The 16,085-nt window shown below is 47.2% G+C and carries 14 protein-coding genes; all 14 read right to left on the reverse strand.

Features of this window, described 5'->3' with window-relative positions:
- Nucleotides 1–22: 22 nt before the first annotated feature.
- Nucleotides 23–1,105, reverse strand: coding sequence for a CDP-glucose 4,6-dehydratase (rfbG, locus tag AACS05_RS14605; RefSeq protein ID WP_045444650.1), 1,083 nt, complete (start codon nucleotides 1,103–1,105; stop codon nucleotides 23–25).
- 4 nt (nucleotides 1,106–1,109) lie between these two features.
- A complete protein-coding gene (rfbF, locus tag AACS05_RS14610; RefSeq protein WP_045444653.1) occupies nucleotides 1,110–1,883 on the reverse strand; it encodes a glucose-1-phosphate cytidylyltransferase in 774 nt (257 codons plus the stop codon).
- A gap of 19 nt (nucleotides 1,884–1,902) precedes the next feature.
- Nucleotides 1,903–2,877 carry a CDP-6-deoxy-delta-3,4-glucoseen reductase gene (locus tag AACS05_RS14615; protein ID WP_045444656.1) on the reverse strand — a complete coding sequence of 325 codons (975 nt, stop codon included), beginning with the start codon at nucleotides 2,875–2,877 and terminating at the stop codon, nucleotides 1,903–1,905.
- An 8-nt stretch (nucleotides 2,878–2,885) separates the two neighbouring features.
- Complete coding sequence (rfbC, locus tag AACS05_RS14620; RefSeq protein WP_045444659.1) at nucleotides 2,886–3,434, reverse strand: dTDP-4-dehydrorhamnose 3,5-epimerase; 549 nt, start codon at nucleotides 3,432–3,434, stop codon at nucleotides 2,886–2,888.
- 3 nt (nucleotides 3,435–3,437) lie between these two features.
- On the reverse strand, nucleotides 3,438–4,316 hold the full coding sequence (gene rfbA, locus AACS05_RS14625; protein WP_045444662.1) for a glucose-1-phosphate thymidylyltransferase RfbA: 879 nt from the start codon (nucleotides 4,314–4,316) through the stop codon (nucleotides 3,438–3,440).
- Between the two features lie 53 nt (nucleotides 4,317–4,369).
- On the reverse strand, nucleotides 4,370–5,269 hold the full coding sequence (rfbD, locus tag AACS05_RS14630) for a dTDP-4-dehydrorhamnose reductase (protein WP_045444665.1): 900 nt from the start codon (nucleotides 5,267–5,269) through the stop codon (nucleotides 4,370–4,372).
- Nucleotides 5,269–6,354, reverse strand: coding sequence for a dTDP-glucose 4,6-dehydratase (gene rfbB / locus AACS05_RS14635; protein WP_045444668.1), 1,086 nt, complete (start codon nucleotides 6,352–6,354; stop codon nucleotides 5,269–5,271). The genes rfbD and rfbB overlap by 1 nt, the downstream gene beginning before the upstream one ends.
- 371 nt (nucleotides 6,355–6,725) lie before the next feature.
- Complete coding sequence (gene galF / locus AACS05_RS14640) at nucleotides 6,726–7,619, reverse strand: GalU regulator GalF (RefSeq protein ID WP_045444671.1); 894 nt, start codon at nucleotides 7,617–7,619, stop codon at nucleotides 6,726–6,728.
- Nucleotides 7,620–7,784: 165 nt separating this feature from the next.
- Entirely contained in the window at nucleotides 7,785–9,173 is a 1,389-nt protein-coding gene (wcaM, locus tag AACS05_RS14645; RefSeq protein WP_045444674.1) for a colanic acid biosynthesis protein WcaM, read from the reverse strand.
- A gap of 11 nt (nucleotides 9,174–9,184) precedes the next feature.
- Nucleotides 9,185–10,405: a colanic acid biosynthesis glycosyltransferase WcaL gene (gene wcaL / locus AACS05_RS14650; protein ID WP_045444678.1), complete on the reverse strand. Its 1,221-nt coding sequence runs from the start codon at nucleotides 10,403–10,405 to the stop codon at nucleotides 9,185–9,187.
- Nucleotides 10,402–11,682 (reverse strand): colanic acid biosynthesis pyruvyl transferase WcaK, encoded by a 1,281-nt coding sequence (gene wcaK / locus AACS05_RS14655; RefSeq protein WP_045444680.1) that lies wholly within the window; start codon nucleotides 11,680–11,682, stop codon nucleotides 10,402–10,404. The genes wcaL and wcaK overlap by 4 nt, the downstream gene beginning before the upstream one ends.
- 23 nt (nucleotides 11,683–11,705) lie before the next feature.
- Complete coding sequence (gene wzxC / locus AACS05_RS14660; protein ID WP_045444683.1) at nucleotides 11,706–13,184, reverse strand: colanic acid undecaprenyl disphosphate flippase WzxC; 1,479 nt, start codon at nucleotides 13,182–13,184, stop codon at nucleotides 11,706–11,708.
- A gap of 1 nt (nucleotide 13,185) precedes the next feature.
- Complete coding sequence (gene wcaJ / locus AACS05_RS14665; protein WP_045444686.1) at nucleotides 13,186–14,580, reverse strand: undecaprenyl-phosphate glucose phosphotransferase; 1,395 nt, start codon at nucleotides 14,578–14,580, stop codon at nucleotides 13,186–13,188.
- Nucleotides 14,581–14,619: 39 nt separating this feature from the next.
- Nucleotides 14,620–15,990 (reverse strand): colanic acid biosynthesis phosphomannomutase CpsG, encoded by a 1,371-nt coding sequence (gene cpsG / locus AACS05_RS14670; RefSeq protein WP_045444688.1) that lies wholly within the window; start codon nucleotides 15,988–15,990, stop codon nucleotides 14,620–14,622.
- Nucleotides 15,991–16,085 lie beyond the last annotated feature (95 nt).

A 16,085-nucleotide genomic window follows, 5' to 3' on the forward strand; every position in this document is an offset into this window, starting at 1 on the left:
ATAATTCCTGTACTTATCTATTTTAGCTAAAAGTGGTAGTGGTCATATAATCATGAATTTCACGTTTCGAGCATTCCAACATATCTGCTCCGTTTATCCATGCTTTATGCCATTTAACAATACGACCAAGTGTTTCAACGAGCTCCCATCTAGGGTGCCAATCTAATTGCATATGGGCTTTCGAACAATCCAGTTTAAGATAGTGTGCCTCATGGGGATGATCCTGACCATCCAACTGCCAACTGGCCCCCTCACCCCATAATGTCACCATTTTGTCGACAATGAACCCAACCGTTTTTGCATCCTCCTCACGAGGACCGAAATTCCACCCTTCTGAATATTTGGCCCCCTCAACATAGAGGCTCTGTGCCACCACGATATACCCAGAAAGCGGTTCAAGTACATGTTGCCATGGACGAATGGAATGAGGATTGCGAATAACGACCTGCTTCTTTTTCTCAAAAGAACGCAAAATATCTGGAATCAAGCGATCTTCTGCCCAATCACCGCCACCAATCACATTACCCGCCCTAACCGAGGCCAAGCCAACGCCATGGTTTGCATAATCCTTAGGATTAAAAAACGAATTACGAAATGCGGAAGCAACTAGTTCAGCGCAGCCTTTGCTGTTGGAGTAGGGATCGTATCCGCCCATCGCTTCATTTTCGCGGTAACCCCAAACCCATTCACGGTTTTCATAGCATTTATCGCTGGTGATATTGACTACAGCCTTAATACCCCCAACCTGTTTTACCGCTTCAAGCAAATGTACAGTGCCCATCACGTTTGTTGAATAGGTTTCGATAGGTTCTTTATAAGAAAGCCTTACTAGCGGCTGGGCAGCCATATGAAAAATAATTTCTGGCTTAAAAGACGCTATAGAATTTCGTAATTTATCAAAATCACGAATATCGCCTATTTCCGATTCCATCAAGTTACTTATATTAGCGGTGTCAAATAAGCTTGGATTCGTCGGGGCCTCAAGGGAGTAACCTTTTAGTGTTGCTCCCATTTCACTTAGCCATAGAGAGAGCCAACTACCTTTAAAACCCGTATGGCCGGTAATGAATACGCGTTTACCCTGCCAGAAGCTCTTATCAATCATGCAGTCACTCCCATGTTTTCCAGGGCGCAGTACCTTTTTCCCATAAACCTTCAAGGTACGTTTTATCGCGCAGTGTATCCATCGGCTGCCAGAACCCTGCATGCTCGTAAGCCATGAGTTCTCCCTGTTTAGCCAATGTCATCAACGGTTCCTGTTCCCAGGTAGTCGCATCATTTTCAATAAGATCGATCACTGAAGGATTTAGTACGAAGAAACCACCGTTGATCATCGCGCCATCGCCTTTAGGCTTCTCCTGGAACGATTGAACCTGGCCGCCACGGATATCCAGGGCACCAAAACGTCCAGGAGGGAACGTTGCCGTCAGAGTTGCTTTTTTGCCATGCGCTTTATGAAAATCGATCGTAGCTCTGATATTGAGATCGGCAACACCATCGCCATATGTAAACAGAAACGCTTCATCATCTTTTACGTACTCAGCCACACGTTTCAAACGGCCACCGGTCATAGATGAATCACCAGTATCAACTAGCGTTACATTCCACGGTTCTACGCGCTTGTGGTGAACTTCCATTCTATTTTCTGCCATATGAAATGTTACATCCGACATATGCAGAAAATAGTTCGCAAAGTATTCTTTGATTACATATCCCTTGTATCCACAACAGATAATAAAATCTTTAATGCCGTGGGCGGAATACATTTTCATAATATGCCAAAGAATCGGCTTACCACCAATCTCAACCATTGGTTTTGGTTTTACTATTGTTTCTTCACTCAATCTGGTACCAAGTCCACCAGCCAGAATTACCGCTTTCATACCTAACCCTCTATTATCATTATTTAGATGCGGTAAAAGCATCAGAATAGAAATTATCAACAGACAGATTTTTTGACATAAAGTCTTTTTTGCTTACATCGATCATGATGGGCGACCCACATGCATAAATATCAAACGATTCAAGCGAGTCAAAATCTTCCATCACAGCCTGGTGAACAAAGCCTTTACGCCCATTCCATGTTTGATCATCCCCGGACACCACGGGAATAAAATGTATCCGATCAAAATCCCTGCTCCATTCGTCAGGAACTTTCGAATAGAAATCTTTCGCAAATGGCATCCCCCAATAAATATAGATATCGCGAGAGATTGTTTTTTTCACTAAATACTCAACCATGGATTTAACAGGGGCAAACCCTGTACCACCGGCGATGAAAATAATTGGACGATCGTTTTCTCTAATGAAAAAAGTTCCACACGGGCCTTCAATACGCATCAAAGTATTAACTTGTAACTCATTGAAAATCAATGAACTCATTTGGCCATTGATAACATTCCTGATATGTAACTCAATACCATCTGCTTCATTGCTATTCGCAATAGAATAGCTACGCGTTACACCTTTGTATTGCAGATTAATATATTGCCCAGGAAGAAAACTCATTTTAGCAGTTGGGGGGAGACGAAGAGTGATCTTCATAACATCAGCAGAAACAAGATCGATACTATTGACTTTACAAGGTACGATCTTCTTCACCTGCCCTTGTAATTCTGGATAGTAAAGGGCCTGCAACTGTATATTACTTTTAGGCTTACAATTGCAGGTGAGAACTTTATCCCCTTGTGCATATATCCTGCCCATGGGATCTGTCGCTTCTCCGGCAAGTAATGTAGATTCACAAACCCCGCAATCTCCATTTTTACAGCTGTGCTCCAGATGTATACCCGCAGAGAGCGCAGAATCGAGGATTGTCGAGTCTTCTTCACCTGAGAATTCAATATTGGATGGGAAAATCTTAATTAGATGTGACACAGTAATTCTTACTCAGATAATGAAACTTGTTCTAACGACGGAGCAACAGCATCTTTTGCTGAAAGTTCTGGAGGTTGTGTAATCGGCCACTCGATACCAATTATTTCATCACTCCACAATATGCTACCCTCAGCAGATGGGGCATAATAATTTGTTGCTTTATAAAGGAACTCAGCGGTTTCACTCAGTGTGACAAAACCATGTGCAAAACCTTCAGGTATCCAGAGTTGCTTCTTATTTTCTGCTGACAGATGTACGCCAACCCATTTTCCAAATGTCGGTGAATTTTTGCGGATATCAACAGCCACATCAAATACCTCACCAAGGGTGCAACGTACTAACTTGCCCTGGGCATGTGATCCTTTTTGAAAATGCAGCCCTCTAAGCACTCCTTTTCTCGATTTAGAGTGATTATCCTGCACAAAAGTAATTTTACGCCCAACCGATTCTTCGAAAATTTTCTGACTAAAACTTTCGAAAAAGAACCCACGCTCATCTCCAAACACTTTCGGTTCAAAGATCAACACTTCCGGAATTGCTGTTTGAATAACGTTCATCTCTTATAAACCTTTAACCATTTTTATAAGATACTTGCCATAATCGTTCTTTGATAAAGGCTCTGCCAGTTTTTCAACCTGAGAGACATCAATAAACCCCTTACGAAAAGCTATCTCTTCCGGGCAAGACACTTTTAGCCCCTGGCGTTCTTCGATGGTGGCAATAAAATTACTGGCTTCGATCAGACTCTGGTGTGTCCCTGTGTCCAACCACGCATAGCCACGCCCCATCATTGCTACAGATAAACGGCCCTGCTCCATATAAATTCGGTTAATATCTGTGATTTCCAGTTCACCGCGCGCCGAGGGATTCAAGCTTTTTGCCATTTCCACGACATCGTTGTCGTAGAAATATAATCCGGTAACCGCATAATTGCTCTTTGGCTCTAGAGGTTTTTCTTCAAGGCTAATAGCGGTACCATTCTTATCGAATTCCACTACACCGTAGCGCTCTGGATCGTTCACATGATATGCAAATACTGTTGCCCCACTTTCTTGATTGACTGCATCACCCATTAATTTTGGCAGGTCATGTCCATAAAAAATGTTGTCCCCCAATACTAATGCGCAATCATCATTTCCGATGAACTCTTCACCAATGATAAATGCCTGAGCCAGTCCATCCGGAGTAGGTTGTATTTTGTATTGGAGATTTATCCCCCATTGGCTGCCGTCACCCAGAAGTTGTTCGAAACGAGGAGTATCCTGCGGGGTACTAATAATCAGAATATCACGAATACCAGCCAGCATCAGAGTAGAAAGCGGGTAATAAATCATCGGCTTGTCATAAATAGGCAATAGCTGCTTACTCACTGCCATAGTTACTGGATATAAACGGGTGCCCGATCCACCAGCTAAAATAATACCTTTACGCGTTTTCATTTCATTTTCTCTTTATGCGCAAAATGCCCGCTTACGCAGCATTATTATCATGTTCAGATTGCTGTTGTAGTAAATAATTCGTTCAGCATACGCTTTACACCAGACTCCCACTGTGGAAGAACAAGTCCAAAGTGACGCTGGAATTTTTCAGTATTTAGACGAGAATTATTCGGTCGGCGAGCAGGTGTTGGATAAGCATTGGTTGGCACTTCATTCAATTTATTAATTGCTAATTCAACACCAGCTTTTCTGGCCTCATCAAACACCAAAGCAGCATAGTCATGCCATGTGGTAACACCACTCGCAACCAGGTGATAGAGACCAGCAACCTCATGATTTTTAATAGCTATACGAATAGCATGAGCGGTACAATCCGCCAGCAACTCCGCACCTGTCGGAGCACCATACTGATCGTTAATAACTGACAGCTCCGTCCGTTCTTTAGCCAGCCGTAGCATGGTTTTGGCAAAGTTATTACCTTTACCGGCATAAACCCAACTGGTACGGAAAATAAGATGTTTCTGACAGTATTCTTGTAACGCCTTCTCACCAGCCAGTTTAGTTTCGCCATAAACATTCAACGGTGCCGTAATATCATCTTCACGCCACGGTGTTTCACCGGTACCTGGGAAAACGTAATCCGTTGAATAATGTACCACCCACGCTCCAGTTTCAGCGGCGGCTTTAGCGATGGCTTCTACACTTGTAGCATTGAGCAACTGCGCAAATTCAACTTCTGACTCAGCTTTATCTACAGCGGTATGTGCCGCCGCATTAACAACTACATCGGGACGTATCTTACGTACGGTTTCAGCAATACCTTCTGGATTGCTGAAATCACCACAGTAATCTTTAGAGTGAACATCAAGAGCAATAATATTGCCAAGTGGGGCTAATGCTCGTTGAAGTTCCCAACCCACCTGACCATTTTTCCCAAAAAGCAGAATATTCATTACTGACGTTCCCCGTAATTCTGTTCAATCCAGGTTTTATAGGCACCACTTTTAACGTTATCTACCCATTGAGTATTGTGCAGATACCATTCCACCGTTTTACGGATCCCGCTTTCAAAGGTTTCTCGCGGCTTCCAGGCCAGCTCGCGGCTAATTTTATCTGCATCGATAGCGTAGCGGCGATCATGGCCCGGACGATCAGTTACATAGGTGATTTGTTCTCTGTACGAAACCGCTTTTGGTACAATCTCATCCAAAAGATCGCAAATGGTATGAACTACATCGATATTTTTTTTCTCATTATGGCCACCGATATTGTAGGTTTCACCAATTTGACCTTCTGTCACAACGGTGTACAGCGCTCGGGCATGATCTTCTACATACAACCAATCACGGATTTGGTCGCCTTTGCCATAAATGGGCAGTGCCTTTCCTTCAAGAGCGTTAAGGATCACTAACGGAATCAACTTCTCAGGAAAGTGGTACGGTCCATAGTTGTTTGAACAGTTGGTGACAATCGTGGGTAATCCATAGGTTCGCATCCAGGCGCGAACCAGATGATCGCTGGAAGCTTTCGATGCAGAATATGGGCTGCTAGGTGCATAAGGTGTTTTTTCTGTAAACATCGGTAATTCTGCACCGCTCGCCACTTCATCCGGATGCGGCAAATCGCCGTACACTTCATCCGTCGAAATATGATGAAAACGAAACGCCGACTTCATCTCAGCGTCCATTGTTGACCAATAGGCACGCGCGGACTCCAACAGCACATACGTGCCCACAATATTCGTTTCAATGAAGTCAGCAGGTCCGGTAATAGAACGGTCTACATGGCTTTCGGCCGCAAGGTGCATCACTGCATCAGGTTTATGCGTAGCAAAAATACGCTCCATTGCCGTTTTATCGCAAATATCCGCATGCTCAAAATGATACCGACTGCTTTCATTAACTTCAGCAAGCGATTCCAGGTTACCGGCGTAGGTTAGTTTGTCAACATTAACAACCGCATCCTGGGTATTTTTGATTATATGACGAACAACTGCAGATCCAATGAACCCCGCCCCACCAGTAACAAGTATTTTCACTTTTTAATTCCGAATATCATATATATGGCTACTATTAAGATGCTGGTATAAAAACAGCCCCCTGGATATTTATCCACGCTACCGCCCCTGGCTTCACAGCTACCAGAGCACTACATAAATTTCCAAAGATGTAACCAGCCCCGCTAGCTATCGCAAAGCTCTCTTAAGCTCAAACGCTAATTGTCTTACCAAATGCTGTCATAAACAAGGGAAAATCTGACAAAGATAAGATTAAACTTAGTAGTTTAACTCGTTGTTATTGGTTGTTTTTAATAAAAAAACGACAGTAACATTCCATTGCATCAAGCATAGACGCTGGAATGTTAGCTGCCGCTATTTTTTGTGGAGTATTGTCACAAAGAAATCAAAATCTATTCGCTAAGCAACTTCTCAATGCTCTTGCGAAACTTCGGTCCTTCCTTCAGGTTGCGCAGCCCGTACTTCACAAAGGCCTGCATGTAACCCATTTTTTTACCACAGTCATAGCTATCGCCGGTCATCAGCATGGCATCAACAGACTGTTTTTTCGCCAGTTCAGCAATTGCATCGGTTAACTGAATACGTCCCCATGCGCCAGGTTGCGTATGCTCTAATTCAGCCCAGATATCTGCAGAAAGCACATAACGCCCCACGGCCATCAGATCGGAGTCCAGCGTTTGTGGCTGATCGGGTTTTTCAATAAATTCAACGATGCGGCTAACTTTACCTTCATTATCTAAGGGTTCTTTAGTCTGAATGACGGAGTACTCGGAAAGGTCGCCTTCCATACGTTTTGCCAACACCTGGCTACGCCCAGTTTCATTAAAACGGGCAACCATAGCAGCCAGGTTGTAGCGCAACGGATCTGCACTTGCATTGTCAAGAATAACATCAGGTAACACCACCACGAACGGGTTATCCCCTACAATCGGGCGGGCACATAGAATTGAATGACCAAGGCCAAGCAGCTGAGCCTGACGAACGTTCATAATAGTCACGCCAGGAGGGCAGATAGATTGTACTTCGGCTAGCAGTTGGCGTTTTACGCGTTGCTCAAGAAGAGACTCTAATTCATAAGAGGTGTCGAAGTGGTTCTCTACTGCATTCTTGGATGCATGAGTAACCAGAACGATTTCTTTGATCCCTGCAGCAACAATCTCGTCGACAATGTACTGAATCATCGGCTTATCGACGATCGGCAGCATCTCTTTTGGGATGGCCTTTGTGGCAGGCAACATATGCATCCCCAGGCCCGCTACCGGAATAACTGCTTTCAAATTAACCATTAAGTCATTCACCTATACAATAGTTGCTGAATTATAGCTTTTTAGCTTGTTTTAGCCAGTATGAATTACATTGATCAGATGCCTCACATGTTACTCCGCTTATGTGCCAAATGCAGTAGTATTAATCTCAAGCTGGTATCATTTTAGGCAGAAAAGCTCGTAAAATTACCGCTCCGGTAGCGTAAAATTCACTGTATCCACATTCACCACCTGATGATTCACACTGTCGATATCGGCCGAACTCTGCCCGGTCTCATTTACCGCATTGACATTAGCCAGTGACAGCAATGTATTCTCTTTGGCCATAAACTTCCCGCGAATGTCCTTACGCAAATCGAAGTGCATTTTTAGCGCGGGACCCACTGTGGATTGCTGCATTACCTTGATATTACGTAAAAACAGATGCTGCGGTTTGTTGTGTAGCTCAAGCGTTCCACGCTTCATATCGACATTGGTGATGGATACGAAAGAGGTAGCATTACCTGAGGAAATCTGGATGCCGCGTAATTTATAATCAAAACTAGTGTTATCCAGTTGAATATTATTTAATTTAAAGTTTTGAGGTATCGATAAATATCGCCCTTTGACTACACCGTAACCAATCAGTATTCCCGCGCTATTCCTCATCTTTATATTATCTATCACAAAATTATCACACCCATAAATAGCAATCGTTGCATTATCAATACCCGCTTTCTTACTGAAATCCGGAGTGATATTCCGCGCATTGACATTACGAATGATAAAGTGCTTACCGTTCTCCACATGGATTAACTGGCGGCAGTCGCTACCGGTGATATTCGCAACCACAAAGTTTTTCACTGCCTGGTCGTCCGGGTAGGTATTGTCATAGGTACTTCCCGCCAGCCCTATACCGATGCCCCAGTTAACATTGCCATTGGTACAGTTGATGCGCTCTATAACATGGTCGGAGATAAGAATATCGCGATCGTTTATTGCCACATTCCACTCAATGGCATCGCCCTGCAAATCACTAAAGCGACTATTAGTGATTTGCACACCATCCAGTTGGTTATGAAATCCCTGGCGCAGGATCCCGTAATTAGCATGGGTGATGGTAATATCATCGATGGTAAGGTTGCGCATCACCCGCTTTTTTTTACCGCCGATATATATCTGCGTCACCGGACCAAAACCGCTCATCATGATTCCTTTAATCAGGCAGTCCGATCCACGCACATCGAGGGTAATATTATGCAGGCTCCCGCCTTTCTCCCCTACTACCTTGCAACCATCCTGCAGAACAAATCGACCACGCCCATTACTGCTTATGTGACCTTGCAGAAGTAATGTTTTACCTTGCGGAATGAAAATCCCGGTATTCATGTTTCCACATACCAACCCGACAGGTACAACGACCGTTTGTGCCTCTGAAAATGCCTGTCGGAATGAAGCTACCCAATCCTTTGGATCGTAGTCCTGAATGTTAACGCTGCGCCCGGTTTCAAGCGAGCGTCCAACCGGTGAATGGAGTACGACAAGCGCGGAGCCTGCCGCCAGAAAGGTACGTCGGGAAAGTTTTTTCTCTGGCATACAACCTCGAATCACAGCGTTTGCAACAGGCTGGATAACTGCGTATTGATGACTGACTGATTGAATTCAGATTCAATTTTCTCACGTGCACGCAGCACAATTGGCTTTAGCTCTCCGCTGTCGATATGAGTCAATGCTGCCAGTCGTTCTGCCAGCGCCTGCGCATCGTTTTCGGGAACCAGCCAGCCTGTCTTACCGGACTCAACCAGCTCAGGGATACCACTGTGAACGGTAGAAACGACCGGGATCCCCACTGCCATCGCTTCCATCAGTGCCACCGGGATCCCCTCCATATCACCATCCGTCCCTGTGATTGAGGGCAGCAGAAATACGTCCGCTCGCTCGAGCATCTCTTTCACCTGATGACTGGGTTTAAAACCCGACATTTCAATCACATCATCCAGTTGATATTGCTCAATCAGCGTACGCAGACGACGCTCCCAGGGGCCAATGCCCAGGATCCGATAACGAAATGCCATGCCCTGCTCTTTCAACTGACGACAGGCTTCGATGGCGACGTGCAGCCCTTTTTTCTCGGTTAATCGTGCGACAGAGAGAATTTCCAGCGGAGCAGCAGGTGCTTTCACTTCACGAGGAGTAAACCGTGTCATATCTATCCCCATGCGTGATACAGCGATTTTTTCTGGCGGGCATCCCATCTTTTGTAAACGCCCGGCCCAAAGATTACTGATCGGCAACATTAAATCTCCGCGCTGAAACAGCTTTTGATATTCCGGGGTATAACGGGCAAGCACCTCCCGATGTGAAATATCAATGCCGTGAAACACCGTCGCTATTTTGCCGCTAATTACACCAAGCTCACGTAGTTTCGCCGCCGTCACACCTGCCGGTCCAAAGTGAGCAATAAACACATCGGCATGCAATGCCTTTGGCGTTAACCCGCATATGGCGGCCAAAATCAGGTTGCGCGCCTCATCACCGTAGCGCGAAATATTGAGTGCCTTCCAGGAGACCATGCGGGTAATCCCTTGTAACGCAGCAGTAATCCGGTATTGCAACTTCCTCAGTTTGTCGTTCGGTTCATCAAGCAGCCAGCGCGTTTTTTCTGCCAGCTGATAGGCATCGTATGAGGCATGCGTATTTTCAAGGTCGCCCTTATGCAAGGCGACAATTTCCACTTCATAACCCATATCAATAAACGCAGTGATCTGATTAAGCACAAAAGTTTCTGATGAAAGCGGGAATTTGAGCAGGAAAAATCCAACCTTCATTTTTCCTCCCCGATACGAGCTAATACCGACTGCACCATCCGCAACCCCTGTTCACGTTCACGCTTTACAGCGTCTTCCACGCGTACGTTCAGTTCCGGTAGTTGGCCGAGGGTATCGGTAACCTTACCTTCCAGGCTGCCATCCAGCAGATGACTAATATCAACAGCCATCTCCGGTAGCCCCAGTTGTTGCATTATCCCTGCCGATTTATGCTCGTAATTAATAGCGATGGCTGGCGTCATAAAGTTCATCGAGATAATAGCGGAGTGCAGACGAGTACCTACCGTCAGACGGCATGCGCCGAGAATTTTTCCCATCTCGAGGTCGTTCAGTTCATCCATTACCACGTGGTAACGGTCTGGATCGTTGATGTACTGACGCAGATTCAGCGCCACCATGCGGTCATCTTTGTTGTAACTGTCGATGCCAGTACAGGTTGATAGCGCCATCACCTGATAGCCTTCGTCGAGGATCCGGTTCACCACCCCGGCAAACGCTTGCTCATAGGCCTGCTGCGTGGTCCCTAGCCGCTTATCAAACGGAGCCAGTTCACGCAGCGTGATGGCGACGGTTTTTTGCTGTGCCGCCGTGTGTAGCCAGTGCCGAACGACATAGCTGGGTTCAAAGTCATCCTGATGATTATCAACCAGCCAGGCGGTATCCACGCCGTGCTCCACTTTCTCGGTGGTTATCGCACTGCGCTTCATCAACTCCAGACTGACGGACTCACGCAAAATAAGCGCATTACAGTGACCAAAGACGTAATTCGCCAGTTGGTTAAACTGTGCATCCTGGAATGGCCCCACACTGTGACCAATCATGTACAGCGGTTTTTTGGCCATAAATGAACACAAAGCATGCTCAAACTGCGGTACACCGTACAAATCGACAAAAAAAGATCCGCCGACCTGGATAATGGCGTCATAGCGCGAAAGCAGACGGACAAAGTCGGTAAATCCCTGAGCAATCGCGATATTACGCAGATTGCCAGAATCAGTGACGCGAGAAAGCAGTACCTGATGCTGATAGCGACGGCGCAGTATTTTCTTCACCCGCCCCACCACACCCGCAGCATTGTTGTGCTGCTTCATTTGTGAATACAACGGATCGCCCATCACCGGGCGGTTCAGTAACCAGGAGGAACTCACCGGGTAGCGGCTCATCACATCTACTTCAGTCTCTGGCTGTAGCGTATTAATGGCATCCAACAAACCGCGCAGAATTGCGCTATCGCCACGATTTCCGCAGGTGTGGTTGCCCAGAATTAGTAATTTCATAATGACCTCTTAAAACGATTTTCTTACCCTGCGCGTAGCAGTGTTTTCATTTTTTCACTGCGGCAGAACTGGCGCTTAACCTCCACCACCAGCGGATGACGCGAAAGTAAAATCATCACGGTAAACGCCAGCGCCCCTGCCGCTATTTGTAAGGCCAGCAGCATGCTTAACGGCAACTGACCTTGCAGCGTAATTCCAGTCAGGTAACTCACAACCAGTGTCGGTAAGGAGAGATAGAACGGTAACCACAGACTGAGCATGTACTGCCGGTAGCTCGGCCCCAGTACCGGTTTGATCATCACGAAATAGCTAAGGATGGTGTTAATGATCTGTACCAGCAAAAACCCCAGCGTGACGCCAAGCGCACCAGCAATATTCCCGCCAACCAGAATGGCAGGGATAAACAAAAAGGTTTTGAATACATTGAATTTGAAGCTGATATCGACGCGGGCTTTTGCCATCAGCAAAGAACCTATCGGATTACCGACTGAACGCAGCAGACCCACAATGCACAGCAGTTGCAGTACCGGAACGATACTGTTCCACTTCTCACCAAACACCAGCGGCACCGCGTTGTTCGACACCACCATTAATCCCAGCAGCGCCGGGAAATTGATAATCCCCACGACCGACAGCAGCTTGTAAAAATTCACCCGTAGCTTTTCCGTGTCGTCCTGAATTTTGGCAAACGCCGGAAACAGCACTCGGGTAATAATTGGATTCAGTTTTATTGGCGGCACAACCGCCACATTCCAGGCAAGGTTGACCCCTCCCGCAACGCCAGCCCCCAGAGTTCTGGCCAGCACCAGGGTGGAAAGATTGGTATTAACGTAATTGATGATGCTGTCTGCAGTCAGCCACGCGCCAAAACGCAGGTTTGCCGACACGTTAGCGAGGGAAAAATGCAGTCCGGGGCGATAAATTTTGCGACCCAAATAGCCGAACAGCAGCGTTCGCAGCACACAGTTCACCAGATAGCCCAGAATAGCCGTCATCGCTAACGGCCAAACGTGGGCGCTGACCACGGTAAAGGTAAAACCGGTCAGCACCGAACTGGTTTCGATGATGCCAATTTTGTTGAATTCCAGCTCTTTTTGCATCAGGGCGCGGAACTGTTGGCCATGCGGTATTACCACAAACGCCAGCGACAGCGCTTTTATCAGCGGCGCCAGATCGGGGGTGTTCAGTACACTGGCAATCGTATCACTGAGCAGAAACATCGCTACGCAAACAACAATACCCAGCCCAACGTTTATCCAGTACAGGGTGGTGAGTTCAACATAACCGATCTCTTTGCGCTGAATAATAGAATTGGCGATACCAAAATCTGACAGCGTATCTGCCAGCGCGATAATCACCAGCGACACGGTTAACAGCCCGAACTGATGGCTATCAATAATGCGCGCCAGTACAGTCATCTGGATCAGGCCAAGGCCAATGATGATCACCGTGGCAATTGCTGACCACTTTGCGCCGTTGAGGGTTTTTTCTCGTAAGCTCATATTAATACGCCGCTTTATTCACAAAGCCTTTAAACACCGTCAGAAAAACAATCTTGATATCGAACCACACGCTCCATTCACGAATGTACTCAAGGTCAAACTCAACGCGTTTTTCCATTTTTTCCAGCGTATCGGTTTCACCACGCCAGCCATTGATTTGCGCCCAACCGGTAATGCCGGGTTTCACCTTATGGCGCAGCATGTAACCTTCAATCAACTGACGATACTGTTCGTTATGCGCCACCGCATGCGGACGTGGACCGACAATAGACATCCCCCCCGTCAGCACATTAATAAACTGCGGCAGTTCATCAAGCGAAGTGCGGCGCAGGAAGTTGCCTATGCGGGTCACACGCGGATCGTTCTGGGTCGCCTGAGTCACCACCGCATCGTTTTCCATTACCTTCATGGAGCGAAATTTCCAGACTTTGATCGGTTTGCCGTCTATGCCGTAACGCGTCTGGCGAAAAATGACTGGTCCCTTTGAGGTCAGCTTCACCATCAGCGCAATGGCGCATAACACCGGAGAAATAAGCAACAGAATTAACGACGCCAGCACGATATCTTCCGCGCGTTTCAGCAGACGGTTAATGCCTGACAGCGGCGTGTCATACAAGGGGACAACCGGCACACCGTTCATCTCTTCAATCCGCGAGTGCAGGATATTGAAAGTAAAGACATCGGGAATAAGGATCACCGAACAGGTGGTATCAGCCAGGTCGCGCACCAGTTTTTTTACGCGTGCCCCTTCGTTCATCGACATTGCGATATAGACGTTATGAATGCGTGAAGCTTTGGCGTCATCCACCAGTTGTTGCAGATTTCCGGCCCAGTCACGAGAGTTTCGTCCAGGCTCTGGGTCATGATAGACGCCAGCCACCTCAAAACCGAGCCACGGTTCATGGCGAAAGCTATCCAGCAGCATCTGCCCTGCGGGGAGATCGCCTGCAACTGCTACCCGTCGAGTGTTATAACCGCGGTTTCGCAACCATCCCGCACCGAAGCGAATAAAAGCACGGCACAGCACCAGACCGACGCTTGAAAGCAAATACCACGCCAGCCACAGGGCCAGTCGGTTATCAAAATCGTTATTAAAGGCAATCAATCCCGCACTAAAAATCAGACTCAGCGTCCAGTTTTGCAGCAGTAACACTAGCTCAGTGGATATTTTGACGCCGCGCCAGGAGCGGTAAAAATCCGTTATTCCTCCCAGCATCTGGAAAACCACCAACGTGATTAACGCCACCAGCAGGTGCATGTACAGGAAAGGCAAACCGGCCAATTCGCAGACCATCCACAATCCGCCAAACATGATGGTGATATCCGAAAAGCGTTGCACCATCGAGATTAACGACGCATTGGTTTTGGTTCGTTCGCGCTTTTTTAGATGTGTCATCGTGGTTCCTGTTAGTCAACCCGTCCGGAAGAACCGGCATTACTGATTCAGCAACGCCAGAAGAGTGCGCGTTCGCGCTTCCATCAACGGAATATCTCCGCGCGATTCCACATTAAGGCGCACCACGGGTTCGGTATTGGAGGAACGTAAATTGAAGCGCCAGTCGGCAAATGACATGCTGATACCATCGGTTCTGTCCACCGTCAGCGCCTCACCTGAAAAATGTTGTTCCACACGATTGATAGCCACTGCCGGCTCCGCCAGCGTGCTGTTAATTTCGCCACTCGCCGGGTACGCCGCCATCCGGTCACGTACCAGTTCGCCCAGCGACTGTCTTTTCAGACACAGCAATTCCGCTACCAGCAACCACGGGATCATCCCACTATCGCAGTAAGCAAAATCGCGGAAATAGTGATGGGCGCTCATCTCACCGCCGTAAACCGCATCTTCATGACGCATACGCTCTTTGATAAAAGCGTGGCCGGTTTTCGACATCACCGGCGTGCCTCCCGCAGTGTTCACCACATCCACCGTGTTCCAGGACAAACGCGGGTCATGGATAATTTTGGCCCCTGGATGTTTCTCCAGAAATGCCTGTGCCAGCAGGCCAACGATGTAGTAACCCTCGATAAACTGGCCCTTCTCATCGAACAGGAAGCAACGGTCAAAATCCCCGTCAAAAGCAATCCCCATATCCGCACCGTGTTCAATCACCGCATTCCGGGTATCTTCACGACATTCCGGTAACAGTGGGTTGGGAATACCATTAGGGAAGGAGCCATCAGGGGTATTGTGAATTTTGATGAATTCAACCGGCACGCCCAGCGTCTTAAACCGGGCTTCAATGGCATCCACCACCGGACCTGCCGCACCGTTACCAGAATTAAGCACCAGCTTTATCGGTTGCAGATTGTTGACGTTGATATAACTCAGCAGATGGTCAATGTAAGCGTCACGCAGATTAATAGTCTTGTAACTACCGCGTGTTGTCGGGTTGACGGGCGGAAAATCGTTAGACTGTGCCAGGCGCTGCACGTCTCGCAGGCCGGTATCGCCACTGATGGGTCTCGCGCCTTCACGTACCAGCTTCATCCCATTGTAATCCATCGGGTTATGGCTGGCGGTGACTTCGATACCACCGTCAACACCAAGGTGAAACGTCGCGAAGTAAATCTCTTCAGTGCCTGACATACCAAGATCCAGTACGTCCACCCCCGCGTCCTGCAGCCCTTTCGCCAGCGCCAGCTTAAGCGCTTCGCTACTCAGACGCACATCGCCGCCCAGTACCACCGTTTTCGGTTGCAGGAATTCACCACAGGCGCGGCCAATACGCCATGCAATGTCTTCATTCAGCTCGTCGCCTAGCTTGCCGCGAATATCGTAGGCTTTGAAACAGGTTAATTTCGTCATGATTACCCCTTTTTCAGGCAACAGTTAGCCCTGACCGGAATATGGCCAAAACAGGTTGTTGTCATTATTTGCCCGATAACGCTGTGCTTACCGGG

It is taken from the genome of Citrobacter sp. S-77 (assembly GCF_963864895.1).
GTDB classification, from domain to species: Bacteria; Pseudomonadota; Gammaproteobacteria; order Enterobacterales; family Enterobacteriaceae; genus Citrobacter; species Citrobacter murliniae.

Bases quoted from the DNA above. Each gene is read 5' to 3' on its own strand.
- rfbG (WP_045444650.1), bottom strand. From the start codon at position 1,105: ATGATTGATAAGAGCTTCTGGCAGGGTAAACGCGTATTCATTACCGGC.
- rfbF (WP_045444653.1), bottom strand. From the start codon at position 1,883: ATGAAAGCGGTAATTCTGGCTGGTGGACTTGGTACCAGATTGAGTGAA.
- rfbC (WP_045444659.1), bottom strand. From the start codon at position 3,434: ATGAACGTTATTCAAACAGCAATTCCGGAAGTGTTGATCTTTGAACCG.
- rfbA (WP_045444662.1), bottom strand. From the start codon at position 4,316: ATGAAAACGCGTAAAGGTATTATTTTAGCTGGTGGATCGGGCACCCGT.
- rfbD (WP_045444665.1), bottom strand. From the start codon at position 5,269: ATGAATATTCTGCTTTTTGGGAAAAATGGTCAGGTGGGTTGGGAACTT.
- galF (WP_045444671.1), bottom strand. From the start codon at position 7,619: ATGGTTAATTTGAAAGCAGTTATTCCGGTAGCGGGCCTGGGGATGCAT.
- wcaM (WP_045444674.1), bottom strand. From the start codon at position 9,173: ATGCCAGAGAAAAAACTTTCCCGACGTACCTTTCTGGCGGCAGGCTCC.
- wcaL (WP_045444678.1), bottom strand. From the start codon at position 10,405: ATGAAGGTTGGATTTTTCCTGCTCAAATTCCCGCTTTCATCAGAAACT.
- wcaK (WP_045444680.1), bottom strand. From the start codon at position 11,682: ATGAAATTACTAATTCTGGGCAACCACACCTGCGGAAATCGTGGCGAT.
- wzxC (WP_045444683.1), bottom strand. From the start codon at position 13,184: ATGAGCTTACGAGAAAAAACCCTCAACGGCGCAAAGTGGTCAGCAATT.
- wcaJ (WP_045444686.1), bottom strand. From the start codon at position 14,580: ATGACACATCTAAAAAAGCGCGAACGAACCAAAACCAATGCGTCGTTA.
- cpsG (WP_045444688.1), bottom strand. From the start codon at position 15,990: ATGACGAAATTAACCTGTTTCAAAGCCTACGATATTCGCGGCAAGCTA.